This window comes from Amycolatopsis sp. NBC_01488 (assembly GCF_036227105.1).
Classification (GTDB): Bacteria; Actinomycetota; Actinomycetes; order Mycobacteriales; family Pseudonocardiaceae; genus Amycolatopsis.
This window is the reverse complement of the sequence record NZ_CP109434.1, coordinates 3,125,315-3,149,598: the sequence shown is the minus strand read 5'-3', so window position 1 is coordinate 3,149,598 and position 24,284 is coordinate 3,125,315. Positions and strand designations below refer to the sequence as shown.

Sequence of the window (24,284 nt, the reverse complement as noted above, 5' to 3'; positions counted from 1 at the left end):
TGGCGACCGGCCGGCCTACCCCCAAGTCGGCCGGCCGGGCCGCCACGAGCCGCTCCTGGCGGCTCCCGGCCCCGGCGGGGTTTTCCCGCACGGGGCCCGGCGCCGGCGTCTCAGCCTGCCCCTCCCCTAGGGCTCAGCCGGCCCTTCCGAACCTACGCGGACGCTGCCCGGGGGCACTAAGAATCCACTAAGGATCGACCACGGTTCCGGGGCCGTGATCCATTCGCAACCGAAATCCTCCCCACGAATGTGGATCCCCGCCGGAGAGTTGTCACGCGAAATCCTCACTGCAGTTCGGCGAGCTCCGTCCGGACCTCGCCGACCAGCTTCGGATGCACCCGCTCGTAAATGCGCACCGACAACGCCAGCTGCTCCCGCGCGCCGTCGAGATCACCGCGCGCCCGCAGCACCCGGCCCAGCGTCAGCCTCAACGCACCCTCGCGGGCCGCGAACTCACGGCTGATCGCCAGGTCGATCGCTTCCCAGACGTGGCGCTCCGCCGCCTCCAGGTCGCCGGCCCGGAGGGTGAGCTCGGCCAGCTTGTCCAGCGAGACGACCACGCGGTCGTCGTCGCCGAGTGAGCGGTCGATCGCCAGCCCGGCGAGCTGGTGGGCGATCGCGTCGGACAGGCGGCCTGCGCGCTTCTCCGCCTGCGCGCAGCTGCTGAGCGCCTGGCCGCGCAACGTGACGTCCGGCGCCTCGGCGATCGCGCGCGTCAGGCGGCCGATGGCCTTCTCGTGCTCGCCGCGGCGGCTGAGCGCGCGGCCGAGGTGCAGGTCGGCCGACGTGACCAGGCGGGAGTCGGCGGACCCGGCGGACAGCGCCGCCGCGCGTTCGGCGTCGGCGAAGCCGAACCCGGGCAGGTCGAACGTCAGCGCGATCTCGCACCGCGCGAGCCGCAGCCAGCACTGGCCCGCGACGTCGCCCGCGGCTTCGGCGGCGGCGACGCCGAGGTCGGCCATCCGCGTCCACTCGTCCAGCAGCGGGCACGCGACGCGGTAGGCGTGGCCCAGCAGGGCCAGCCGCCAGACGTCGTCGTAGCGGCCCGCGGCGTACGCGGCGTCGAGGGCCGCGAGGAGGTTCGGCCACTCGGCCGCGAACCAGTCCTGTGCCTCGGCGAAGCCGGTCAGCGGCGGCATCGCCTCGTCGGCGAGCACGCCGGTGAAGTCGAGCGGATCGGCGACGTGACCCAGCCGGCGCCGCGCGCGGTCGGCCACCGCCTGGTAGTAGCGGACCGTCCAGCCGATCGTTTCGTCGCGCTCCTTCTCGCCCAGCTCGTGCTCGGCGAGTTCGCGCAGGTAGAGCCAGACGAGGTCGTGCGGGGCGAAGACGTCCCGCGCGGTCTCGGCGATCAGGTTGTGCGCGGCCAGCGCGCGCAGCCGGCGCCGGGCTTCGACGACCGGGATCTGCGCCACCGCGGCCATCAGGTGCGGCCCGACCATCACCCCGGGCACCACGCCGAGCTGCAGGAACGTCTCGGCGATCTCGCCGGGCAGGCCGCGGAAGGAGACGTCGAAGGCGGCGCGCACGCCGTCTTCGGCCCCCTCGACCTGCAACCCGGCCAGCCGGGTGCGCTCGTTGCCCAGCTCGTCGACCAGCTCCTCGGCGGTGCGCTGCGCACTCGCCGAGAGCCGCGCCCCGGCGATGCGGAGCGCGAGCGGGAGGTAGCCGCAGAGCCGCGCGAGCGCGTGGTTGAGGTCGGCCGGGCCGGCGAGCTCTTCGATGAGCCGGACGGCGTCGTCGGGCGCGAGCGTGCCGAGGACGCGCTGCTTGGCCGCGTTCGACACGGCGAGCCCGTCGAGGCGCGAGCGGCTGGTCACCACCGTCATCGTCCGCGCGCTCGGGGGCAGCAGCGGGCGGACCTGCTCGGCGGTGCGGGCGTCGTCGAGCAGCACGAGCATCCGCCGTCCGGCGATCAGCGACCGGTAGAGCGCGACGCGTTCGTGCAGCTGCTCGGGGATCTTCGCGGTCTCGACGCCGAGGCCGAGCAGGAACTGCGTGAGCAGGTCGGCGGCTTCCAGCGGCGGGTGGTGCGGGTCGAAGCCGCGCAGCGACGCGAACAGGACACCGTCCGGGAACCGCCGCGCGACCCGGTGCGCCCACCACACGACGAGCGTGCTCTTGCCGACCCCGGCGGTCCCGGTGACGATCGCGATCGTTGTCTCGCCGGCCTCGGCGCGGGTGACCAGGCCGTCGAGCCAGGCCAGCTCGTCGGCGCGGCCGGCCAGGTTCGGCACCGCGGCGGGCAGCTGGGAAATCGGCTTGCCCGGCTGGTCGGCGGTGGCCGGGGTGCCGGCGTCCCGCACCGGGAGGTCGTCGTTGAGCACGCGCTCGTGCAGCCAGCGCAGCTCGGCGCCGGGCTCGACGCCCAGGGTGCGCAGGGTGGCGCGCGAGACGGTCCGGTACAGCTCGAGCGCGTCCCCGCGGCGCCCGGCGTGGTACAGCGCGCGCATGAGCTGGCCGGCGGTCCGCTCGGCGAGCGGGTCGGCGCGCACGATCGGGCTCAGCTCGACGATCAGCTCGGCGTGCCGCCCGAGGTCGAGGTCGGCGTCGACGCGGGCGCCGTGCACCGCCCGGCGCAGGTCCTCGAGTTCGGGCGCCTGCAACGAATCGGGCACGCCGCCGAGCGCCGGTCCCTGCCAGAGCGCGAGCGCCTCGGCCAGCAGCGCGGCGGCCGTCTCCGGGGTGGCTGCGGACGCGCGGTCCAGCAGGGTGCGCGCCCGGTGGACGTCGATCCGGTCGGGCTCGACCTCCAGGCGGTAGCCCGGCGGGGTGGTCAGGATGCTCGGGCCGTCGATGTCGCGGAGGATCCGCCGCAGGTGCGAGACGTTGCCGTGGACGATGGTCCGCGCCGTGGCCGGCGGGTCGTGGCCCCAGAGGGCGTCGATGATCTCGTCGAGGCCGACGACCTTGCCGGGCTTGAGCGCGAGCAGGGCGAGCAGGCCGCGGACCCCGGGACCGCCGATCGGGACGGCGACGTCGCCGTCGAAGAGCTGGACGGGCCCGAGCAGCTGGAACCGGCATTCGGCCATGCTCGCGCCCACCTCCCCGGGGGTTCACGGTTGGGCCGGCGTCTCCCTCGCCGGAAAAATCAACCTACCGTGGTCACCCGCTGACGAATACCACCCCGTCGGGAACTCCGCGGGCCCGGAACCAGGAGGTTTGGTCGCTCTGCGGATTCCGCAGCGGGGAGCCGGACGAGGTGCGGCATCCACCGGCGAACCGGGCCGGACGTGACACGACCCCGTACCACCGGTCCCGATCCGGTGGTACGGGGTCGTGCTGGAACTTCGGCCGGGCCGCCAGGGGGCGCGGTCCGCCCGTCCGTCACCGCCGGCGACCGGGCGGGTGAGCTCACCCCGAGCGAAGCACCCGACGGTCGTCAGCGAAGACGTCTGTTGCGCGGACCACACGCCCGCGCGGTGGCGACACCGTAACAAAGCGCACCGGGTCGGTCACTAGCGGGCTGTGCGGCTACCGCGAGATCGGCGTCGAATCGCGGCCGGCGATGAACGCGGGCCGCGGGGCGCTCGCCGCGAACGGCTCCTGCAAAGCGTTGTCCACGCTGTTGAACACCAGGAAGATGTTCGAGCGCGGGTACGGGGTGATGTTGTTGCCGGAGCCGTGCATGATGTTCGAGTCGAACCACAGGGCCGAGCCGGCCTGGCCGGTGAACTGGTCGATGCCGTGCTCGGCCGCCATCTTCGTGATGTCGTCCTCGCTCGGCACGCCCACCCGCTGGTCCTTGAGCGACGACTTGTAGTTGTCGTCCGGCGTCTCGCCGGCGCACTGGACGAACGTCCGGTGCGAGCCCGGCATGATCATCAGGCCGCCGTTGAACGGGTAGTTGTCCGTCAGCGCGATGGAGCAGCTGACCGCGCGCGGGGCCGGCATGCCGTCCTCCGCGTGCCAGGTTTCGAAGTCCGAGTGCCAGTAGAACCCGGTGCCCTTGAACCCCGGCATGTAGTTGACGCGGCTCTGGTGGATGTACACCTCGGAGCCGAGCAGCTGCCGGGCCCGGTCCAGCACGCGCGGATCGCGCACCAGCTCGGCGATCAGGTCCGAGATCTCGTGGACGTCGAAGATCGACCGGACTTCACCGGTCTTCGCCTCGGTGATCACACGCTCGTCCCGGGTCAGCTCCTCGTCGGAGGACAGCCGCACCAGCTCCTGCCAGTACGTCTGGACCTCGCCGACGGACAGCAGGTCCTCGACCACGGTGTAGCCCTTGGTCTCGTGGTTCGCCAGGGTGGCGGCATCGATCGGACCGTCGGCTTCGGTATCCCACACCGTGGGGTGCACGCGCGGCAGGTGGGCCGGCGTACCGGTGATCCGGGTCGGGTAGGTGTCGTCGACCCGGGTGTCCATCAGCGTCACGGGCTTCGCCTCCTGTTTTCCTTTCCGGTGCTTATTCCTCGGTGATCAGCGGATACACGCCGTTTTCGTCGTGCACTTCGCGGCCGGTCACCGGGGGGTTGAACACGCACACGCACTTGATCTCGGTCTTCGGGCGGACCTGGTGCTTGTCGTGGTCGTTGAGCAGGTACAGCGTCCCCGGCTTGAGCTCGTACACCTTCCCGGTGGCGAGGTCTTCGATCTCGCCCTCGCCGGAGGTGATGAACACCGCCTCGATGTGGTTGGCGTACCAGAAGTCGTTGACCGTCCCCGCGTACAGCGTGGTCTCGTGCACCGAGAAGCCGACGCCTTCCTTCGCGAGGATGATCCGCTTGCTGCGCCAGTTCTCCGTCTTGATGTCGGCGTCGGTGTCGGTGATCTCGTCGAGCGTGCGGACGAGCACGTTCGTACTCCTTTACTTCTTCAGGACGGCCTTGATGGACTCGTCGATGATCGACAGGCCCTGCGTCAGCTCGTCGTCGGTCAGGGTGAGCGGCGGCAGGAGCTTCATGACTTCGCCGTCGGGACCCGAGGTTTCCATCAGCAGGCCGCGGGCAAACGCTTCCGCGCACACGCGGCCGGCCAGGTCGCCGTCCTGGAACTCGATGCCGCGCGCGAGGCCGCGGCCCTTGGCGAGCAGCTTCGCGTCGGGGTAGGCCTCGACGATGCCGGAGAACGCGGCGGCGATGCGCTCGCCCTTCGCCTTGGTCGACTTCTCGAGCTCGTCGTCGCTCCAGTAGACGTCGATGGCTTCCTTGGCGGTGACGAATGCCGGGCTGATGCCGCGGAAGGTGCCGTTGTGCTCGCCCGGCTCCCAGACGTCGAGCTCCGGCTTGATCAGCGTGAGCGCCATCGGGATGCCGTAGCCGCCGATGGACTTCGACAGGCAGACGATGTCCGGGTGGATCCCGGCGTCCTCGAAGCTGAAGAACGGCCCGGTGCGGCCGCAGCCCATCTGGACGTCGTCGAGGATGAGCAGGATGTGGTGGCGCTTGCAGAGGTCGTCGAGACCCTTCAGCCACTCCAGGCGCGCCGCGTTGATGCCGCCTTCGCCCTGCACGCCCTCGACGATCACCGCGGCCGGCTCGTTGAGCCCGCTGCCGGAGTCTTCGAGCAGCTTCTCGAAGTACAGGAAGTCCGGCATCGCGCCGTCGAAGTACTTGTCGTACGGCATCGGGGTGGCGTGCACCAGCGGGACGCCGGCGCCACCGCGCTTCATCGAGTTGCCGGTGACCGACAGCGCACCCAGCGTCATGCCGTGGAAGGCGTTGGTGAAGTTGATGACCGACTCCTTGCCGGTCACCTTGCGCGCCAGCTTCAGCGCGGCTTCGACGGCGTTCGCGCCGCCCGGCCCGGGGAAGACGACCTTGTAGCCGTACCCGCGCGGGTCGAGGATCTTGTCGCGGAAGGTCTGCAGGAAGTCGCGCTTGGCCACGGTGAACATGTCGAGCGCGTGGGTGACGCCGTCGCGCTGGATGTAGTCGATCAGCGCCTGCTTGAGCTTCGGGTTGTTGTGCCCGTAGTTCAGCGCGCCGGCGCCGGCGAAGAAGTCCAGATAGGGCTTTCCGCTCTCGTCGTACAGCCAGCTGCCCTGGGCGCGGTCGAACACGACCGGCCACCCACGGCTGTAGCTGCGGACCTCGGATTCGAGCTCTTCGAAGATGCTCATGACGTTTCTTTTCTCCTACTCGCCCGGGTCTTTGCGTGCTGTGAGCGGACCGATGCGGTAAAGCTCTTCGGGGAGGTGCCCGGCTTCGGGGAATTCCTCGCCATCGAACAGCACACGGGTTTCCATCGCGGCGTTCCAGCGCTTCGCGAACGACGTGAACAGCCGGATGGACGCCTCGTTGTCCGGGGTGATGGTGGTCTCGAGGTAACGCACCCCCTGGTCGACCAGGCGCGTGTACAGCTCGTCGAGCAGCGCTCCGGCCAGGCCCTTCCCGCGCTGGGACGCGTCGACCGCGACCTGCCAGACGAGCGCCGCCTCCGGCTCGTCCGGCCTGCGGTAGGCGATGACGAACCCGACCGCCTTGCCGTCTTCACGCGCGACGACCGAGGACTCGGCGAAATCGCGGCACCACAGCATGTATGCGTACGGCGAGTTGAGATCGAGCTTGGCGGAATCGCGCGCGATTCTCCACAGCTCCGCGCCGTCCGCCTTGGTCGGGGATTCGATCAAGTGCGTTACGGACATACTCAGGAAACGTAACAGAGAATTTTCCGCGTGCCAGCGATGCAGCTCACGACCCCCGCAATGACCTGCGGCGACGCGGAGTACCCGGTGAGCAGTCCCACAAACATGTTTGAGGTGGCCGGGCCTTGGGCATACGCGCGCCTGGGTCGCGCGCCCGTGGCTCGCCACCTACCGGCACGATGAACCTTCGGGCCCGTGATCGCAAGGCGACGGGCCGGAAACCCGGCTCACGGCGCGGCGGCCGGGTCCGGTACCGCGGGGTCCGGCGCCGGTGCGTCCGGGACGGCCACGGTGGCCGGGGTCGCCAGGACGACCGGCTCGGCTTTCGGCACCGCCCTGGCCGGTTCCCCGCTCGACAGCTCCGCCCGTCGCTCACCACGGCGGACCCGCCGCCACAGCGCCCCCAGCGGCGGCACCACCCACGGCAGCAGCAGGACGACCACGAAGACGACCCACCAGACCGGCGCGTCGCCGCGGCCCCAGCCGGCGACCACGGAGCCCAGCCAGCCGAAGAAGGGCCGCGCGAGCACCGGCAGGAACGGGGCGAGCACCAGGCCGAGCACCGCGAGCAGGCCGAGCACGTAGAGCCAGGCCAGCGGTGACTTCTTCGCCATCAGCAGCACGTTGATGACGACGAACACGACCCCGCCGGCCAGCACGGGCAGGCCGATGAGCCCCACCACCGCGCTGCCGTTGCCACCCATCAGCAGGCCGGCGATCAGGGCCAGCGCCGCGGCGACGACGGTTCCCGGTGTCTTGAGCACCATCGAGCCCTTGGTGATCCGCCAGGTGCTGCGGGCGGTCGCCCGGACGGCGGTGACCACCGACTTCGCCGCCCTCGGCGTCGACGGCGGCACGGTCGCGGCCGCCGCGTTGACGCCGGCCGCGGCCAGCTTGATCATGGTCTTGACCAGCAGCGGCGTGCCCTGCTCGTCCGAAATCCGTTCGCCGGAGACCCCGCACGCCTGGAAGACCTGCTGCGTCTCGTCGTCGCCGTCCAGCGGGAGCACCGGAGCACCGCCGCGCGGGTCCGGCTTGGCCAGTCCGCGGAAGACCTTCGACTTCTTGCCGCTCGCCTTCTCCTTGACGACGTCGTCGTCCGCGTGGCGGCACACGACCGGCAGCTCGGCGCGGGCGATCTCCAGCTGCCGCGCCCTCGCCAGGACGAGCGCGGTCACCGGCATGCTGGGCGGCACCACGACCGGCTCCTCGTCGACCGGCTCCAGCCGCGAGTCGAGCCCGAGGAACGCCAGCTCGTCGTCGAGGCGGCTGGTGAGCACCTTGATGTCCTCGTCGCCGAGGTTGTCCTCCGCGCGCGGCGGGCACCAGCCGATCCGCTCGAAAGTGGCCTTCACCTGCGCCCGGAACGGGTCCCGCCCGGCGAGGTCGGCGAGGTTCCGCAGCCGGACCGGGTCGAGGAGCACCTGCGTGAGCCAGCCCGCGCCGTCGATCCGGCCCCACATCCAGTCGTTCGCGCGCCAGGAAGCCTTGTAGAACGCGCCGAAGTAGCCGGCCTGCATCCCGGTCAGCTTGTCCCACGAGCGCCGCCGGTCCATGTCGAGCAACGTCCGCGAGTCGGCGCTGACCTGCACGAGGTCGGCTCGCTGGTCGACGGAGGGCGCCTCCGCCAGCAGCCCGCGGCCGGCGACGTGCAACGCGAGCAACCGCGCCTGCACGACCTCGCCGTCGGTTTCGCCTTCGAGGGCGAGCCAGTCCAGCAGCGTCGCCACGACGTCGCTGTCCTTCGCACGCGCCTCGGCCCGGCGTCGCAGGGCGGATGCCGTGGTGCGCAGCGCCGCGACGACGGCGGACCAGGCGCCGGTGAGGCCCTTCGTCCGGCCGAGTGCCGCCCAGTCCCGGGCGAGCTTGGTGACCCACTCGTCGAGGGTCGTGTCCGGTTCGGGTGCCGCCTGCGCGAAGACCCACTGGTCCAGCTTCTGGCCGCGGGCGGCCGCCGCCCGCGCTTCGTGCAGCCCGGCCCTGGCCTGGTTGAGCGTCGCCGCGTCGGCCGCGTCCGGGCCGAGGCCGAAACCCGCGTTGATCAGCTGCAGCCCCGTCGCGACGGCGTCGGCGAGGGCCGAGGTGCGGTACGGCACGAGCGCGTCCAAGGACATCCGGGTCGCCGGCGGATCGGCCGGGATCTCGCCCATCAGCCCCTTCGCCGCCGTCTCGTGCAAGGAGGACGACCTGCCCGTGAACCACTGCAGCTCCGGACTGTCCACACGGGACTGCGCGTACCGGCGGGCGGCCAGCTCGACCAGCTCGGCCGCGTCCGCCGCCGTCCGCCGCTCGAGGTAGGCCCGCGACAGCCGCGGGTCGATCAACGACTCCGCGCCGCCCCGCAGTCCCAGCCCGGCCAGGATGACCCGGGTGTCCCGCGCCCGCACGACACCCGCGTTGTGCCGGGAAAGCTCGTCGAGCTCGGAGCTGATGGTCTGGCTCATCACCGCGGCGACGACCTTGCCCATCGTGTTGGTCAGCAGGGGAACCGCCTGCGCGTCACAGGGTTCCGCGGCGGCCTCCCGTTCCCCGGTCGGCACGACGTACAACAGCAGCCGCCGGACGTCGGACGCGGCGGGCCGGGCGAAGATCTCCTGCAGGGCCGGGCGAAGCGGCTTGTTGAGCAGCACCCCGCCGTCGGTCACCCAGTGGGTGCGGCCGATCGCGGTGTACGCGCTCATGTCGGGGTGCTCGTCGTCCGCCTGCCCGGCGCCGATCGGCACCCGCGACAGCTCGAACGCGCCGGGGTAGGACGCGGTGGACCGGGCCGCGAGGGCGAGCGGCCCGATCACCTTCGCCGACCGCCACTGGTCACCGTGGAACCGGAAGAGCATGCGGTGCTCGGTGTCCCGGACCAGGTTGCCCAGCGCGTCCTCGTAGCGCGTGCTCTCGCCGTCGATCATGGTCCCGGTGAGCAGCACGGTGAGGTCGGGCGCGTCCGCCGCCGGCAGCCGCCCGGCCCGCACGATCCGCGCGAGCGCGTCCCGGATCCCGCCGAGCAGGACGCGGTCGCCGTCGAGCAGCGACCGCGGCTCGGGCTCGGCGGGGTCGCGGGTCAGGTTGTCCAGCGAGCCGGTGGAGATCCAGGTGTCGCGCAGGACTTCCGGGGTGGAGTCGAACGCCTCCGCGAGCCCGAGGCAGGCGGCGTTGATGCCCCCGGCGCTCGTCCCCGTCAGGACGTCGACGGAGACGTCCGCCCGGAGCAGCTCGGTCAGCGCGCGGTAGCTGCCGGCGGGTGCGCTGCCCCGTGACTCACGCAGCAGCTGCGACGTCTCGGTCGCGATGCCGCCCATCCAGACGGCGAGGCTGGCGCCGCCGACCATGGTCATCGCGAGCCGGATCTCCTGCCGGGGCAGTGCGTCGGCGGTCCCGGGTGCTGTCGTGTCGGCCATGGGCTCCCCCGCCCGTCGTCATCCCTGACGCACAGTAGAGGCGCGCGGCGAGCGGCTGGATACGTACGGGCGTACGGCCTTTCGGGTGGACTTGCTCGCCCGCCCGGACTCAGGCAGCCAGGTGCTCCAGCAACAGGACCTGTCCTTCACCGACCGCGAAGCCCAGCACCGCGCCCGTCGCGATCAGGATCCATTCGTCCTGCTCGAAAGCCGGGCGCAGCAGGCGCTCGAACTCGTGCGGGGACAGCTGCTTCATCTTGGACACCAGCACGTTGCGGATGTCCATCGCGTCGGTCGCGTAGTCCTCGATGTAGCGCATCGTCTCCGGGAGGCGGTTCATGATCTGCTCGGCGATCGCCAGCTTCATGTCCTGGTACTTCCGGCTGCCCACCGCGAACACCAGCAACGGCTTCGCGACGCTGACCCGGCGGCCCAGCTCGAGGTCGAGCTGACGCTGGATCAGCGCCAGCACGCGGTCGGACAGCGGTCCGTGCAGGATCGCCTCGATGACGTTGTGCGGGGTGATGATCTCCTTGGCGATCAACGACCCGTACGCCTCCGCGACCTCCGCGCGGCGCTTGAGGAACAGACCCTGCCACTGCACGCCGAAATAACGTCGCGGCTCGATCGGGTAGAAGATCATCCGCAGCGCCAGCCAGTCGGTGAACCAGCCCGTGAACAGACCGAACAGCGGCATGATGAGCGGGAACTTGAACAGGATCCAGGCCACCATCTGGATCACGCCGATCGCCCCGCCGAACACGAGACCCGACCGCGCGATGAACTTGAACTCCTTGGCACCCGCCTCCTGGAAGATGCGGTTCAGCAGCCGCTTGTCCTTGACCAGGCTGGTGACCACCATGCCCTTGAGGTCGAACACACTGTCCACATCGGACTTGATCAGGTCGAGCACGGCCGCGACCATCCGCGGCGACTCGTGCTGGACGCGCTCGATGACCAGCTGCTGCACCCGCACCGGCAGCGACTCCCACAGGCCCGGCTGGTAGTGCCCGGCCACCTCGCGGACGATGTCCTCGACGCCCGCGAGCAGCGGTTTCTCGATTTCCTGGGCGATCCGGGAAGCGTCGAGCCTGGCGACGACCTCGGCCGGCTCGATCAGCTGCTCGGTCATCGTGTCGCAGGCGATGCTCGCCATCCGGGCCGCGCGCTTGGGCACGATGCCCTGCCAGCCGAAGAACGGCTTGACGCCGAGGAACTCCACCGGCTGGAACATCATCCGGATCGCGACGAGCTTGGTCCCGTAGCCGATCAGCGCGGCGACGATCGGGATCGAGACGTAAAGGGGCCAGTGCTGCGCGAAGTCGGCGACGATGCCGCTGAGGAAGGCCCCCATCCGGCTAGGCGAAACTCGGGTCGCAGGCCTGCCAGAACTGCGCCCCCAGGCGCGAGATGTGGATCGTCCGCCGGACGTACTTCGCGCGTTTGACGTGCTTCTCCGCGTCGCGCACGGTTTCGTCGGTCAGCAGGATCTCGTACTGCGTCTCCAGCGACGGCACCTCTTCGTCGAGGTCGACCAGGCCCAGCCCGATCAGCCGCGTGACGTAGCCGGGCACCTGGTCGGGCAGCGACACCCCGGCCGCCTTGCCGACGGTCGAGGCGTTGCGCAGCGCGACCCGGCCCGCGCCGCCGAGGCCGGTGCGCTCGACGACGTCGACCGCGGGGAACGGCGAGCCGTCCGACAGCGCGGACAGGATGCGTGCCTCGTCCGGCGTCAGCTGGCGCAGGATGATCGCGTAGAAGTACTCGCGGGCCCGTTCGCGGCCGAAGCCGATGGAGTGGTTGAGCAGCTCGGCCATCGCGGCGCGCAGCGGCTCGGCGTGGTTGTCGCGCGCGGGCACGAGCGTCACGCTGGCTTCGACCTTCCCGGGCACCACCGGGCGGTTCATGGCGGACGCGGCGGTCAGCGCCGCGTGGTACGGGTCGTCGACCTCGTCGAGGCGGCGGCGCAGCTCGGCCAGCAGCTGGCGCTCGACCTGCCGCACGCCGCGTTCGGCGGTCTCGACGCCGGGGAGCTTGCGGCCGAGCGCGAACCCGGTCCGCGCGGCCCAGCCCGCCAGCTGCCCGGCGCGCCGCGCCAGGTCGGCCACCTCGTCGCCGGTGCCCCGGCCGTTCGGTCGCTCTGCGTTCACCGGTGGACTCCCCTCTGCTTCCGCGCTGATGCTACCTGCGGGTAGGCCGAACAGCGGTGTGATGACCGGCATTATGTGCACCATGAGTTCGACGCGCTGGGGCCCGCCGATCGACGTCCTCCCGTACTTCTCGAAAGAGGAACAGGCGCTGATGACGCTGCTCGGCGCGCTGACCGACGAAGACTGGGAGCGTCCGACGATGTGCGCGGGCTGGTCGGTCAAGGACGTCGCCGCCCACCTGCTGGGCGACAAGGTCGGCCGGCTGTCCCGAAGCCGCGACGGGCACACGTCCGAAGCCCCCCGCGCGGGTGAGTCCTTCCCGCGCTTCGTCGACCGGATCAACGGGGAATGGGTCGTCGCGTGCCGCCGTCTCTCGACGGACGTGCTGCTGACGATGATGTACGAGTTCATGGGCCAGACGACCGAGTACTGGGCGAAGCTGGACCTCGACACGCTCGGCGAGCCGGTGAGCTGGGCGGGCGACGAGCCGGCCCCGCGCTGGCTCGACGCGGCCCGCGACTATTCGGAGTTCTGGATCCACCACGTGCAGATCCGCGAAGCGCTGGAGCACACGCCGCTGGAGGCCGAGTACGCCGAGCCGATCGCCGACACGTTCGTCCGCGCGCTGCCGCACACCCTGCGCGACGTCGACGCGCGCGTCGGCAAGCAGGTCGGCTACACGGTGACCGGCAAGGGCGGCGGCAAGTGGCACGCACGCCGTGAGCGTGACGGCTGGGTCCTGGACCGCGGCGCACCGCCGTCGCGCACCCCGCTGGCCACCGTGACGACGGACCTGGACACGTTCTGGCGGCTCTGCACGAGGAACTCCGCCGACGTCGGCCGCGTCCGGACGACCGGGGACGAAAACGTTTGCGCGCAGGTGCTGACGATGACGTCGATCATCGTCTGAGGCTCAGCGGCGGCGCGCCTGCTTCCGCAGCTGCAGGATCCGGGCCCCACCGATCAGCGCGACCAGCACCGCGCCGCCGATGGCCGAGAACAGCATGGCGATGGCCAGCGGCAGGCTGCCGTCCGCACCGAAGAAGTGCACGGTCACCGAGTCCAGGTTCTGCAGGATGAAGATCAGCAGCACGATCAGCACGACCAGGCCGGCGATGACCGCGACCCAGGTGCCGCTGATCCGCGTCGGCCGCGGCTTCCTGGCCGCGGGCCTGCTGGGTGCCGGGCGGACCGGCGTGACCTCCTCGGCGCCGGGCCGGACGTCGCCGGCCCGCAGCTCGGCGGGCTCGAGAGCGCCCTCGGGCACCTCGGTCCCGCCCAGCTCGTGGCGGCCGGGGCCGTCGCTTCCGGGCAGTTCGTGGTTCGTCGGGCCGGTGGGGCGGTCGGCCGCGCCCCCGCGCGCGTGCGTCATGAAGCCAGTGTCCGTCCGGCGCGCCGGGAGCGCTGGGTCAACCCCCCTAACGGGCGAAGCCGTCGACCTCCCGCAGCACGCGGAGCGTGTTCTTCCCGGCCAGCTTCGCGCAGTCTTCCTCACTCCACCCGCGCTCGAGCAGGGCCGCGAACAACACCGGGTACTTGGACGTGTCCTCCAGTCCCTCCGGCAGCGAGCCGACGCCGTCGTAGTCGCCGCCGAGGCCGATGTGGTCGATCCCGGCGACCTCGCGGGCGTGCTCGACGTGCGCGACGACGTCGTCGACGGTGGCCTTCGGCTTGACCGGGCCGTCCCAGTCCTTCGCGAACTGCCCGCGCTGCCCCAGGTTCCGGTAGTCCTGGCCGGCGGCCTCCATGGCCGCCTTCAGCTCGTGGTCCCACGCGGTGACCTTCGGCGAGATGAACGCGGGCACGAACGTCGTCATCGCGACGCCGCCGTTGCCGGGCAGCAGCGCGAGGACGTCGTCCGGGATGTTGCGCGGGTGGTCGTTCACCGCGAGGCACGAGGAGTGGCTGAAGATCACCGGCGCCGAGCTGACCTCGATCGCGGCGCGCATCGTCGACGGCGCGACGTGCGACAGGTCGACCATCATGCCGATCTTGTTCATCTCGCGCACGACGTCGCGGCCGAACTCGGTGAGCCCGCCGTGGGCCGGCTCGTCGGTGCCCGAGTCGGCCCAGGTGGTGTTGTAGTTGTGCGTCAGCGTCATGTAGCGGACGCCGAGGCGGCGCAGGATCCGCAGCACGCCGAGCGACTCCGCGATGCTGTGCCCGCCTTCGGCGCCGAGCAGCGACGCGATCCGGCCGTCGGCGAACGCGGCCTCGGCCTCGTCGGCGGTGTCGACCAGCCGCAGGCGATCGGGGTAGCGCTCGGCCAGCTGGTGGACGACCTCGATCTGCTCCAGCACCGCGGTCACGGCGCTGTGGCCCTCGAACTCACAGGGCACGTACACCGACCAGAACTGCATCCCGAGCTTCCCGTCGGCGAGCTTCGGGAAGTCGGTGTGCAGGGCGGGCTGCCGGACGGTCAGGTCGAGCGACGCGGCCGCCTCGACCGGGTTCGGGCCGCCGTGCTGCCGCAGCTCCCACGGCAGGTCGTTGTGCCCGTCGGCGAGGATGGCGGCGTCCAGCAGTTTCACAGCACGCTGTAGTGCCTCGTTAGTCATCGCCCGATCGTAGGACGAGCCGATATACGCTCCGTACAAACGTCAGGTCATGATCCACTTCGCGGCCGCACGGACGCCGTCCGGCGTGATCAGGTGCCCGCCGGGGTGGCGCTGCGTGACGACGTCGGCACCGCGCTCGCGCAGCAGCCGGATCAGCTCCTCCGTGGACGCCAGTGGCGCCATCGGGTCGCGTTCGCCGTTGGCCAGGAAGACTTTCGTGGTGGAAAGGTCCAGCTCCGGCGGCTCCGGGACCGGGGACATCGCCGCGAACAGCGCGGCTTCGCGGAGGACGTCCGGCCGCAACAGCGTCACGGCGGCCGCGATGTTGGCGCCGTTCGAGAAGCCGACGGCGACCAGCCGCCGGTCGCCCAGCCCGTACTTCTCCCTTGCCTCGACGACGAAGTCCGCGAGCTGGTCGGCGCGCTTGACGACGTCTTCGTGGTCGAACACGCCCTCGGCGAGCCGCCGGAACCAGCGCGCGGCGCCGTACTCCGACACCGGGCCGGCCGGGGCCAGCACCGCGGAGTCGGGACTCAGCTCGCGCGCCAGGCCGAGCAGGTCGTCGGGGCTGCCGCCGGTGCCGTGCAGCAGGAGCAGCAGCGGCGCGTCCGGCGAACCCTCGAGGTACACGTGCTCCAGCATCATGACAGCGCCGGGTTGTTCTCGGCGGGGAGGTTCAGCTTCGGCAGCATGTGCTGGATCTCTTCGCGGCGCGGCTCCAGCCACGGCGGCAGCTTGAGCGCGCGGCCCAGCTCCAGCAGCGGCTCGTCGATGGCGAAGCCGGGTTCGTCGGTCGCGACTTCGAGGAGCGTGGCGCCCGGCTCGCGGAAGTAGATCGAGCGGAAGTACTGGCGGTCCAGGATCGAAGTAACGTGCACGCCCTGGTCGACGAGCTCTTCGCGCCAGGCCTTCTGGGTCGGTTCGTCCGGCGCGCGCCAGGCGACGTGGTGCACGGTGCCCGCGGCGACCAGCCCGCGCGGCGCGTCCGGCGTCACGAGGACGTCGACCAGCGCGCCCGGCCCACCTGCACCGGCGGCGAACCGCAGGCGGTTGCTGTCCTGGGTGGCGAAGCTGAGGCCGAGGCCGTCGGTGAGCATGCCGGCGGTGGCGTCCTCCTTGGTCACCGACAGCGTCACCGAGTGCAGGCCGCGGATGGCGTGCTCGGCCGGGACCAGCTCGGTGTCCCACGGGTCGCGCGGGTCGCCCTGCGGGTGCGCGACGAGGGCGAGCTTCAGGCCGTCGGGGTCACGGAAGGTGAGCGTGTCCTCGTCATCGGCGTTGCGGATTTCGCCGGTCTCGATGCGGTTCGCGGCGAGGTGCTGCTTCCACCAGCCGATCGAGGATTCGGGAATGGAGAACGACGTGGTCGTCGCCTGGCCGGTGCCGTGGCGGCCGCTCGGCGCGTCGGGCCACGGGAAGAAGGTCATCAGCGAGCCCGGCTTGCCGGCGCTGTCGCCGTAGTAGAGGTGGTAGGTGCCCGGGTCGTCGAAGTTCACGGTGGTCTTCACCAGCCGCAGGCCCAAGGTCCGCAGGTAGAAGTCGGCGTTGCGCTGCGGGTCGCCGCCGATCGCGGTGACGTGGTGCAGGCCGGACGTCTTGATCGCCATGGTTGCCTCCTGGATTCAAGGTAACCGCAGAACCTCTCGCGCGCAAGATATATTCCGTGCAGACTTTCCGGTAGGCTGAGCCGGTGGATCCGAAGACCGACGACGACGAGATCGTCACGTGGTGGGGCCTGGTCATCGAGGGCTACCTGGCCACGCAGGACAAGCTGCTGGGCGAGATCGCCGACCGCCTCGGGCTCGCGCCGGCGTCGTTCGACATCCTGCTGCGGCTGGTCCGCTCGCCCGACCACCGGATGCCGATGACCAAGCTGGCGACCGAGGCGGCGCTGTCGAGCGGCGGCTTCACGAAGGTGGCCGACCGCCTGGTGGCGGCGGACCTGATCTGCCGCGTCCCGAGCCGGGACGACCGCCGCGTGACGTTCGCGGCCCTGACCGACCACGGCCTCGACATGGCGAACAAGGCCCGGACAGCGGCGGCGGAGATCCTCCGCCGCATCGTGCTGACCCCGCTGGGTGACGACGCGGCAGCACTCGCGGAAGCCATGCGGACACTGCGCGCGTTCAACGCCTGACACTGAAAAAGTCGTGGTCACCGCGGCGCGCGTGACGGCTCACCATGGAAGCCATGCTGACCGAATCGACCATCACGACGATGCTCCCGGTGACCGACAGCGAACGCGCCGGCCACTTCTACGCGGACTTCCTCGGCTTGAAGCAGACGGGGACGGGCGAAGACGGAACGCAGTACTTCGCGGCGGGCGCGGGTGCCATCGGGCTTCGCCTGATGCCGGCGGGCACGCAGAGCGAGAACACGGCGTTGAGCTTCGAAGTCACGAATCTCCGGTCGGAGGTGTCGGCTTTGGAGGGCCGCGGGGTGCGGTTCCAGGACTTCGAGATGGAGGGGCTGAAGACCGTCGACCACATCGCCGAGCTGGGGAGCGAGCGGGCCGCGTGGTTCACCGACTCGGAAGGCAACGTCCTCTGCCTGCACGAGATGCTCACCTGACCCGTCGTGAGTGAGAAACAGTGTTCTAACCCTGTTTCTCACTCACGACCCCCTAGGCGAGCGACGGCATCAGCTTGATCGCATTCCCCGACAACACTCCGCTCAAGACGTCCTCCTGCAGCCCGAGCCCGATCAACGTCCGGACGTTCGCCGCCACCGAAGGCACGCCGGGCCAGTCCGTCCCGAACACGAACTTTCCCGCCAACCGCGCCAAATCGAACCGCTGGTAGTACTCCGGCAGCTTCTTCGGCGGCAGCCCGGCCAGGTCCAGCCAGACGTTCTCCCTCGCCAACGCGAGGAAAGCCGCCACGTCGTACCACCACCCACGGCCGCCGTGGGCGAAGACGAACTGCAGCGCAGGGAAGTCCTCGACCACGTCGGACATCAGCTCCGGATTCCCGAAACTGGTGCGGGAACCCGGGAAGCTCGACGTTCCCGAATGGAGGATCACCGGCACGCCACGCTCAAGGCACAGCTGGTAGACCGGGTACAGCTCCTTGTCCGCCGGGGAAAACGCGCCGTGCACCGGGTGGATCTTCACCGCCACCGCACCCAGGTCCAGCTGCCGCTCGACCTCCGACGCGGCCGGATGGTGCAGGTACGGGTTCACGTTCGCCACCAGCCGGAACCGGGAAGGATTGTGCCGCACCAAAGGCAGGTTGTCCTCGATCGGCTGAATCCCGGTCGCCCGTGGGCTGTACTCGCAGAACAGCAGCACCCGGTCGACGCCCTCGGACTCCATCAGCTCGTCCATCGCCGACGGGACCACCTCGCCCGAAGCGGAGTACACCGAACGCCACGGGTACGAGCCCGCGAAGTCGTGCGCCCACTGCGTCCACGCGGGCTTGAGCGTCGGCAGGCGCGGCGTGTGGACGTGCGCGTCCACCACGAAGTAGCCGTCGATCACGTGCTGGGCACCACCCGCAGGACGTCCCGGACCTGCTCGCGGATGACGTTCCGGCGGATCTTGCCCGTCGCCGTCTTCGGCAGCTCCGCCAGTTCCACCACGCCGCGCGGGCGCTTGAACGCCGCGAGCCCTTCGCGGCAGAACTCGATCAGCTCGTCCGGGTCCACCGCGAAGCCGGGCGCGGCCACCACGCATGCCACCGGCTTGTCGAGCCCGTCGGCGTCCGGCGCGGCGACGACCGCGACCTCCGCCACCGCCGGGTGCTGCCGCAGCCGTTCCTCCACTTCGGACGGTGACACCCAGATCCCGCCCGCCTTCAGCATGTCGCCGAACCGGCCCAGGCAGGAAAAAGTGCCGTCCTCGTTCCGCACGTAACTGTCGCCGGTGCGCAGCCACTCGCCCTGGAAGACGAGCTTCGTCGCGTCGTACCGGGCCCAGTAGCCGGTCGCCGTCGACGGCCCGGCCACGAACAGCTCGCCCGGCTTGCCGACGGCGTCGATCACCGCCCCGGCCTCGTCGCGGAGCTGGACGTCGTACCCCGGCACCGGGACGCCGGTGCTGCCCGGCCGCACGGCGCCGGGCCGGTTCGACAGGAAGATGTGCAGTGCCTCGGTCGACCCGATGCCGTCGAGGATCTCCAGCCCGAAGCGGGCGCGGAACCGTTCGAACAACGACGCGGGCAGCGGCTCCCCGGCCGAAACCGCATGCCGCACCGAGGAAAACGAGTCGTCCGGGACGTCGCTCGCGAGCAGGGCCGCGTAGAACGTCGGGACGGCGAAGAACAACGACGGCTGCTCCTCACGAGCCCGTCTGGCGAACAACGCCGGCGTCGGACGCGAAGGCTCGAGCAACGTCGTCCCGCCCGCCCCGAGCGGGAAGAAGCACGAATTCCCCAGCCCGTAGGCGAAGAAGAGCTTCGGCACCGACAGGAACCGGTCCACCGGAGTCGTCCCCAGCACGCCACGCGCGTACGTCTCGCACACCGCGCGGATGCTGGCGTGCCGGTGCATCGCGCCCTTCGGCTGCCCGGTCGTCCCGGACGTGTACAGCCACAGCGCGGGCGAGTCCTCCCACGTCTGTCCACTTCGGAACGTTCCGGCCAGTGACGACCACTCGTGCGTCCGGACGCCGAATCCCGCCGCGTCCGACCGGTCGAGCAGGACGTCGGTGACCTCGGGCGCGAGCCCGAGCGCGGTCACCGCCTGCTCGGCGAACTCGCCGGACACGCACAGCAGGCGGGCCCGTGAGTCGGCCAGCATCTTGCCCAGCTCGAGGCCGGTGACCATGGTGGACACCGGCACGGCGACCGCGCCGGCCAGCATCGCGCCGAGGATGCCGGTGAGCAGCTCGACGTCGTCGACCATGCAGAACATGACGCGCTCTTCGGGCCGCACGCCGAGTTCGACGAGCCCGCCCGCGACGCGCCGGGACTCGGCCGCCAGCTCGGCGTAGGTCAGCGAACGCCGGGGCGACACGACCGCGGTCGCGTCCGGGTGCCCGGCCGAAAGCAGGTACTCCGCGGCATTGAACCCTGTCGCCACCAGACCTCCTACGTGAGGTAGACGTACTCGTAGTCGAAGGGCTTCCCGTTGATGCCCTGCCGCGGCGGCGCCACCCAGCTCGCGATCTTCCCCCGCTCGTACACCGGGTGCATCAGCGAGCGGACGAACGTCAGGTCCTCCGTGGTCGGCAGCCACTTGCTCTTGCCGGCCTGCCAGGTCGCCTCGTCGACGATGGTGCCGTCGGGAGTGACGTGGTGGCCGGAGTTTATGCCGACTTCCCGGTTGAATCCAGGGTGCGGCAGGCGGAACGTGTGATCGATCCCGGCGTCGGCGAGGATCTTGTTCCAGCGCTTCACCCCGGTCTGGCAGTCGGCCACGTACTCGCTGCGCAGGTCGAGGTTCAGCAACAGGATCGCCTGCAGCTCCTCCGACGTCCAGGTGCCGTCTTCGGCCGGCTTCTCCAGCGTGCGGGCATCGTCGGTGAGCTTGTGGTCGTCCTTGCGGCGGGTCTCCTGCCAGCGGCCCTTGAGCCCGGCGGTGTAGTAGTTCGCCGCGTTGGTCGACGTCTCGCTGCCGAACAGGTCGAGCGAGACGGTGTAGTGGAAGTTGATGTACTTCTGGATCAGGGTCAGCGGGATCCCGCCGTGCGGGCCGATGTCGAGCGTGTCGTGCTCGCGGATCAGCTCGGCGCTGCGGGTCACCACGCGGTCGACGCCGGTGGTGCCCACCATCATGTGGTGCGCCTCCTCCTTCAGCATGAACTCGCAGGTGCGCGAGAGCGGGTCGAAGGAGGACTCCTTGAGCGTGCCGAGCTGGTACTTCCCGTCGCGGTCGGTGAAGTAGGTGAACATGTAGAAGGCCAGCCAGTCGGCGGTTTCCTCGTTGAACGCACCGAGGATGCGGGGCGCGTCGGGACTACCCGAGTTGCGCAGCAGCAGCCCTTCGGCCTCGTCACGGCCTTCGCGCCCGAAGTAGGCGTGCAGGAGGTACACCATCGCCCACAGGTGCCTGCCCTCTTCGACGTTGACCTGGAACAGGTTCCGCAGGTCGTAGAGGCTCGGCGCGGTGAGCCCGAGGAGTTTCTGCTGCTCGACGGACGCGGGTTCGGTGTCGCCCTGGATGACGATCAGCCGCTGCAGGTCGGCGCGGTACTCGCCGGGCACCTGCTGCCACACCTCTTCGCCCTTGTGCTCCCCGAAGGCGATCCGCCGGTCCGGGTCGCGCTCGGCGAGGAAGATGCCCCAGCGGTAGTCCGGGACGTTGACGTGGTCGAAGTGCGCCCACCCCTCCCGGCCGACGCTGACCGCGGTGCGCAGGTAGACGCCCTGCGTCTCCAGCGTCGGGCCCATCTCGCCCCACCAGTGCATGAACTTCGGCTGCCAGCCCTCCAGGGCACGCTGCAGCCGCCGGTCCTCGGAGAGGTTGACGTTGTTGGGGATCTTCGCGTCGTAGTCGATCTTCTCGGGCATCTGCGCTAGACCCGCTTCCTGTCGAAGACGGCCTTCTGACCCGTACCGTATCGGCGCAGCGCGCCTTCCGGCCCGGACGCGTTCGGCCGGGTGAAAATCCAGTTCTGCCAAGCCGCCAGCCGGCCGAAGATCTTGGTCTCGATGGTCTCGGGACCCACGAACCGGTGGTTGGCCTCCATCCCGGTGAGCGCGTCCGGGGACAGCGACGCGCGGCCTTCGAGCGCGATCCGGATCTCGTCCTCCCAGTCGAGGTCGTCCGGCGCGTCGGTGACCAGGCCGAGTTCGACGGCTTCGGCCGCACTCAGCTCGTGGTCCTTTTCGCGCGCGAGCCACGCGAGGTGGTCGTCGTCGCCGTAGAACCGCGTCTGCAGGCGGGTCAGGCCGTTGCCCATCGGGAACGCGCCGAAGTTGGCTTCGGACAGCCTGATCGTGGCGCGTTCGTCGGAATCTTCGTCGTCGATCGGCGGGCCGTCGAGGATGTACTGCCGGTCCGCGGCCAGCGCGATCTCCAGCAGCGACCCGGCGAAGCAGCTGCCGGGCTCGATGAGCGCGACCAGGCTGCGGCTGGTGACGTCGAGGCGCTTGAGCGTGCGCTTGAAGTAGTGCGTGATCTCGTTGGCCAGCCAGTCCTTCCCGCCGAGGACCGTCTGCTCGTGGGCGAGGACCTTCTCCGGGTCGCCCACGGTCTTCAGGATCCACGTGCCGGCTTCGACCTCGTTGGTGCGCAGCCGCAGGATGGCGTCGTCCAGCTCGCGGGTCATCGCGAGGAACCAGCCGTTCGCGCCTTCTTCGTGCAGGTCACCGGGGTCGTTCTCGGGTCCCTTGATCGTGATGGTCGCCTGGTCCTTGCGCACTTCGATGTCGACATGGCGATGTTCCAGCGGGGTCAGCTCGATGCCGCCCTCGCCGGTGCGGCCGGACTCGCGGGCGATCTCGCGCGCCCGCTTCGCCACGGCCTCGCGGAACCCTTGGCGCGGCACCAGTTCGTCGACCAGCCGCCAGTCGACGGCCGTCTTGCCCTTGACGCCGTCGGGGCGCGTCGCGAAGACGTCGGCGAGGTCCCGGCGCACGCGCCGCTTGTCGACGACCCGGGTGAGCCCGCCGGTACCGGGCAGCACGCCGAGCAGCGGTACTTCCGGCAGCGCGACGGTCGAGGAGTTGTCGTCGATCAGCAGGATCTTGTCGCAGGCCAGCGCGATCTCGTAGCCGCCGCCCGCGCAGGTGCCGTTCACCGCGGCGACGTACGTCTGGCCGGAGTGCTCGGTGGCGTCCTCCATGCCGTTGCGCGTCTCGTTGGTGAACTTGCAGAAGTTGACCTTCCAGTGGTGCTCGGACGCGGCGAGCATCCGGATGTTCGCACCGGCGCAGAACACCTTGTCCTTCGCGCTGGTCACCACCACCACGCGCACCTCGGGGTGCTCGAACCGCAGCCGCTGGGTGGCGTCGTACAGCTCGATGTCGACGCCGAGGTCGTAGGAGTTGAGCTTGAGCTCGTAGCCCTCGACGAGGCCGCCCTGCTCGTCGACGTCCATTTCCAGCCACGCCACCTCCCCGTCGACGTGGAGGCGCCAGTGGCGGTACTCGTCCGGACGGCGGTCGAAGGTCACCGGTGTGGTGGTGGTCACTCACCCGAGTGTCTACACAGTTCCGACGAACGTCAATGTTGTGTAGAAACTTGATCTCGCGAGGTCACCCGGTTGAGGGTCGCCCAGGCCCACGTGAGGAAGACCCAGAGGGCGAGCGCGGCCGCCGAGTCGGTGAAGATCGTGGCGAACCAGAACGCCGGGATCCGCGGCACGCCGACGAGGAAGTGTCCCGCGCTGGCCAGCCCGGAGAGCGAGTAGACCAGCAGGAACGCCAGCGCCCGCGGGTAGCTCTTGCGCACGTACTCCCGGTGACCGAGCCAGCCGAACGCCGTGAACAGCACCCAGCCGAACGCCACGATGATCTGCGCGGCGAGCACGGAGATCCCGGGGATCTGCGGGTAGTCCGCCGCCCGCACGACGTTGTGGGTGTAGTGCAGCGTGGTGCTGACCAGCGAGAAGCCCAGGATCGCGCGAAGCGGGGTCAGCCCCTTTTCCTGCAGAACGTCCATCACATCCCCCTGATTTGATAGATCGCTCTAGCGACGGTACCGCGCGGCGGCCGCGCCGGGCAAGACGCGGCCGCCGACGGCGTCACACGAGGTCGATGCGGTGCTGAGTCACCGGGTAGCCCGCCTTCGCGAACGCCTTGGCCATCGGGACGTTGCCGACGTCGGTGCCCGCGACGATCTTCTCGGCGCCGTAGCCGACGAGGTCGTGCGTGGCCTCGACCACCAGGTCGTACGAGTAGCCGTGGCCGCGGTGCTCCGGCACGACGGCGACGTAGCCGACCACCGGGTCGTACGCGTTGCGGCTCGGCAGCGTGAGCCCGACGAGGTCGCCTTCGAGCGTGTACGCGAGCCGCCACCAGTCCCGCGGCGCCGGCATCCACAGCATGAGGTCGAGGTCTTCGCGCGCGGCCGCGTCGAGCCCGTGCTCTTCGATCGTCTTCCGCACGTGCGCGTCGAGGCTGCCGACGTGCACCCGCTTGAAGACCTCGAGGATCACGTCGTCGTCCGGTTCCGGCAGGTAGACGAGCCTGCCGGTTCGGGCCGGCAGGCCGTTTCCGGGCGTCCAGCAGAACCGGTAGCGCTCGACGAGCTTGCGGTAGCCCGCCTTCTCGGCCGCCTCGACGCGGATGGTGACCTCGTGCGCGACGTCCGGGTCGTCCTGCCAGGCAGGCGGCGTGGTCAGGGAGTACTCCGCGCGCAGCGGCACCCGCTTCAGCAGCTCGACGCCCGCATCGAAGTCGGTGAAGTCGAACCAGTCGAGCGCGATCGGCTCGTCGTCCTTGGGGGTCCCCCACCACGCGGCCCGCGCCACGACGACGTCGTCGCGCAGCGCGAGCCAGACCCACTCGGGCCGGTACTCGCCCTTGGCGGCCATCTCGGCGAAGTCGTTGCCCAGCAGCTTGCGACCGACGAGTCCGCGGTCGGGCAGGGAGGTGAACAGTGTTTCTTCGCCCGCTTCGAGCGGGCGCACGACCAGTTCGGTCATGGAAATCCTTCCAGGAGTACGCGCTCCCGGTCAGATACCCGGCACCCTCGTTCCGAGGTGGGAGCG

At 70.4% G+C, this 24,284-nt stretch carries 21 protein-coding genes; 3 read left to right on the top strand and 18 right to left on the bottom strand.

What is annotated here, in order from left to right:
* Positions 1 to 284: 284 nt before the first annotated feature.
* From OG738_RS15260 to OG738_RS15225, 8 genes are all read right to left on the bottom strand, one after another.
* Entirely contained in the window at positions 285 to 3,032 is a 2,748-nt protein-coding gene (locus OG738_RS15260) for an AfsR/SARP family transcriptional regulator (RefSeq protein WP_329054563.1), read from the bottom strand.
* 442 nt (positions 3,033 to 3,474) lie between these two features.
* Complete coding sequence (gene thpD, locus OG738_RS15255; protein WP_329054561.1) at positions 3,475 to 4,377, bottom strand: ectoine hydroxylase; 903 nt, start codon at positions 4,375 to 4,377, stop codon at positions 3,475 to 3,477.
* A 31-nt stretch (positions 4,378 to 4,408) separates the two neighbouring features.
* Positions 4,409 to 4,798, bottom strand: coding sequence for an ectoine synthase (locus OG738_RS15250; protein ID WP_329054560.1), 390 nt, complete (start codon positions 4,796 to 4,798; stop codon positions 4,409 to 4,411).
* Positions 4,799 to 4,810: 12 nt separating this feature from the next.
* Positions 4,811 to 6,064, bottom strand: coding sequence for a diaminobutyrate--2-oxoglutarate transaminase (gene ectB / locus OG738_RS15245; RefSeq protein WP_329054559.1), 1,254 nt, complete (start codon positions 6,062 to 6,064; stop codon positions 4,811 to 4,813).
* A gap of 15 nt (positions 6,065 to 6,079) precedes the next feature.
* Complete coding sequence (gene ectA, locus OG738_RS15240) at positions 6,080 to 6,589, bottom strand: diaminobutyrate acetyltransferase (RefSeq protein ID WP_329054557.1); 510 nt, start codon at positions 6,587 to 6,589, stop codon at positions 6,080 to 6,082.
* 227 nt (positions 6,590 to 6,816) lie between these two features.
* Positions 6,817 to 9,981 (bottom strand): patatin-like protein, encoded by a 3,165-nt coding sequence (locus tag OG738_RS15235; RefSeq protein ID WP_329054556.1) that lies wholly within the window; start codon positions 9,979 to 9,981, stop codon positions 6,817 to 6,819.
* Positions 9,982 to 10,090: 109 nt separating this feature from the next.
* The gene (locus tag OG738_RS15230; RefSeq protein ID WP_329054554.1) at positions 10,091 to 11,335 is read right to left on the bottom strand and encodes a DUF445 domain-containing protein; all 1,245 of its coding nucleotides are present in this window, start codon (positions 11,333 to 11,335) and stop codon (positions 10,091 to 10,093) included.
* 4 nt (positions 11,336 to 11,339) lie between these two features.
* A complete protein-coding gene (locus OG738_RS15225) occupies positions 11,340 to 12,131 on the bottom strand; it encodes an Abi-alpha family protein (RefSeq protein ID WP_329054552.1) in 792 nt (263 codons plus the stop codon).
* Between the two features lie 82 nt (positions 12,132 to 12,213).
* On the opposite strand from OG738_RS15225, the gene OG738_RS15220 reads away from it, so the two are divergent.
* Positions 12,214 to 13,041, top strand: coding sequence for a maleylpyruvate isomerase family mycothiol-dependent enzyme (locus OG738_RS15220; RefSeq protein WP_329054550.1), 828 nt, complete (start codon positions 12,214 to 12,216; stop codon positions 13,039 to 13,041).
* 3 nt (positions 13,042 to 13,044) lie between these two features.
* Here OG738_RS15220 and OG738_RS15215 read toward each other — a convergent pair whose 3' ends face one another.
* The 4 genes from OG738_RS15215 to OG738_RS15200 are packed head-to-tail and all read right to left on the bottom strand — an operon-like array spanning position 13,045 to position 16,296.
* Complete coding sequence (locus OG738_RS15215) at positions 13,045 to 13,503, bottom strand: LapA family protein (RefSeq protein WP_329054549.1); 459 nt, start codon at positions 13,501 to 13,503, stop codon at positions 13,045 to 13,047.
* Between the two features lie 46 nt (positions 13,504 to 13,549).
* Positions 13,550 to 14,689, bottom strand: coding sequence for a dipeptidase (locus tag OG738_RS15210; RefSeq protein ID WP_329054547.1), 1,140 nt, complete (start codon positions 14,687 to 14,689; stop codon positions 13,550 to 13,552).
* Positions 14,690 to 14,731: 42 nt separating this feature from the next.
* A complete protein-coding gene (locus OG738_RS15205; protein ID WP_329054546.1) occupies positions 14,732 to 15,334 on the bottom strand; it encodes an alpha/beta hydrolase in 603 nt (200 codons plus the stop codon).
* A complete protein-coding gene (locus tag OG738_RS15200) occupies positions 15,331 to 16,296 on the bottom strand; it encodes a ring-cleaving dioxygenase (RefSeq protein WP_329054545.1) in 966 nt (321 codons plus the stop codon). Before OG738_RS15200 ends, OG738_RS15205 begins: the two co-directional genes overlap by 4 nt.
* A gap of 83 nt (positions 16,297 to 16,379) precedes the next feature.
* Here OG738_RS15200 and OG738_RS15195 point away from each other — a divergent pair, with 83 nt between their 5' ends.
* Together OG738_RS15195 and OG738_RS15190 are read left to right on the top strand one after the other, a co-directional pair.
* Positions 16,380 to 16,826, top strand: coding sequence for a MarR family winged helix-turn-helix transcriptional regulator (locus tag OG738_RS15195; protein WP_329054543.1), 447 nt, complete (start codon positions 16,380 to 16,382; stop codon positions 16,824 to 16,826).
* 53 nt (positions 16,827 to 16,879) lie between these two features.
* Complete coding sequence (locus tag OG738_RS15190; RefSeq protein WP_329054542.1) at positions 16,880 to 17,260, top strand: VOC family protein; 381 nt, start codon at positions 16,880 to 16,882, stop codon at positions 17,258 to 17,260.
* A 52-nt stretch (positions 17,261 to 17,312) separates the two neighbouring features.
* Here OG738_RS15190 and OG738_RS15185 read toward each other — a convergent pair whose 3' ends face one another.
* The 6 genes from OG738_RS15185 to OG738_RS15160 form a co-directional block, all read right to left on the bottom strand.
* Positions 17,313 to 18,167, bottom strand: coding sequence for an amidohydrolase family protein (locus tag OG738_RS15185; protein WP_329054541.1), 855 nt, complete (start codon positions 18,165 to 18,167; stop codon positions 17,313 to 17,315).
* The gene (locus OG738_RS15180; RefSeq protein ID WP_329054540.1) at positions 18,164 to 19,708 is read right to left on the bottom strand and encodes a benzoate-CoA ligase family protein; all 1,545 of its coding nucleotides are present in this window, start codon (positions 19,706 to 19,708) and stop codon (positions 18,164 to 18,166) included. The genes OG738_RS15185 and OG738_RS15180 overlap by 4 nt, the downstream gene beginning before the upstream one ends.
* Before the next feature lie 8 nt (positions 19,709 to 19,716).
* Positions 19,717 to 21,138, bottom strand: coding sequence for a benzoyl-CoA 2,3-epoxidase subunit BoxB (gene boxB / locus OG738_RS15175; protein ID WP_329054539.1), 1,422 nt, complete (start codon positions 21,136 to 21,138; stop codon positions 19,717 to 19,719).
* A gap of 5 nt (positions 21,139 to 21,143) precedes the next feature.
* Positions 21,144 to 22,763, bottom strand: a complete 1,620-nt coding sequence (gene boxC, locus OG738_RS15170; protein ID WP_329054538.1) for a 2,3-epoxybenzoyl-CoA dihydrolase — start codon at positions 22,761 to 22,763, stop codon at positions 21,144 to 21,146.
* 32 nt (positions 22,764 to 22,795) lie between these two features.
* Positions 22,796 to 23,233, bottom strand: coding sequence for a hypothetical protein (locus tag OG738_RS15165; protein WP_329054537.1), 438 nt, complete (start codon positions 23,231 to 23,233; stop codon positions 22,796 to 22,798).
* Positions 23,234 to 23,315: 82 nt separating this feature from the next.
* Positions 23,316 to 24,218, bottom strand: coding sequence for a GNAT family N-acetyltransferase (locus OG738_RS15160; protein ID WP_329054536.1), 903 nt, complete (start codon positions 24,216 to 24,218; stop codon positions 23,316 to 23,318).
* Positions 24,219 to 24,284 lie beyond the last annotated feature (66 nt).

What these genes read in the sequence shown, in the direction of transcription:
- OG738_RS15260 (WP_329054563.1), bottom strand. Translation starts at nt 3,032, where the DNA reads ATGGCCGAATGCCGGTTCCAGCTGCTCGGGCCCGTCCAGCTCTTCGAC.
- ectB (WP_329054559.1), bottom strand. Translation starts at nt 6,064, where the DNA reads ATGAGCATCTTCGAAGAGCTCGAATCCGAGGTCCGCAGCTACAGCCGT.
- ectA (WP_329054557.1), bottom strand. Translation starts at nt 6,589, where the DNA reads ATGTCCGTAACGCACTTGATCGAATCCCCGACCAAGGCGGACGGCGCG.
- OG738_RS15235 (WP_329054556.1), bottom strand. Translation starts at nt 9,981, where the DNA reads ATGGCCGACACGACAGCACCCGGGACCGCCGACGCACTGCCCCGGCAG.
- OG738_RS15230 (WP_329054554.1), bottom strand. Translation starts at nt 11,335, where the DNA reads ATGGGGGCCTTCCTCAGCGGCATCGTCGCCGACTTCGCGCAGCACTGG.
- OG738_RS15220 (WP_329054550.1), top strand. Translation starts at nt 12,214, where the DNA reads ATGAGTTCGACGCGCTGGGGCCCGCCGATCGACGTCCTCCCGTACTTC.
- OG738_RS15215 (WP_329054549.1), bottom strand. Translation starts at nt 13,503, where the DNA reads ATGACGCACGCGCGCGGGGGCGCGGCCGACCGCCCCACCGGCCCGACG.
- OG738_RS15210 (WP_329054547.1), bottom strand. Translation starts at nt 14,689, where the DNA reads ATGACTAACGAGGCACTACAGCGTGCTGTGAAACTGCTGGACGCCGCC.
- OG738_RS15205 (WP_329054546.1), bottom strand. Translation starts at nt 15,334, where the DNA reads ATGATGCTGGAGCACGTGTACCTCGAGGGTTCGCCGGACGCGCCGCTG.
- OG738_RS15200 (WP_329054545.1), bottom strand. Translation starts at nt 16,296, where the DNA reads ATGGCGATCAAGACGTCCGGCCTGCACCACGTCACCGCGATCGGCGGC.
- OG738_RS15190 (WP_329054542.1), top strand. Translation starts at nt 16,880, where the DNA reads ATGCTGACCGAATCGACCATCACGACGATGCTCCCGGTGACCGACAGC.
- boxB (WP_329054539.1), bottom strand. Translation starts at nt 21,138, where the DNA reads ATGCCCGAGAAGATCGACTACGACGCGAAGATCCCCAACAACGTCAAC.
- OG738_RS15165 (WP_329054537.1), bottom strand. Translation starts at nt 23,233, where the DNA reads ATGGACGTTCTGCAGGAAAAGGGGCTGACCCCGCTTCGCGCGATCCTG.
- OG738_RS15160 (WP_329054536.1), bottom strand. Translation starts at nt 24,218, where the DNA reads ATGACCGAACTGGTCGTGCGCCCGCTCGAAGCGGGCGAAGAAACACTG.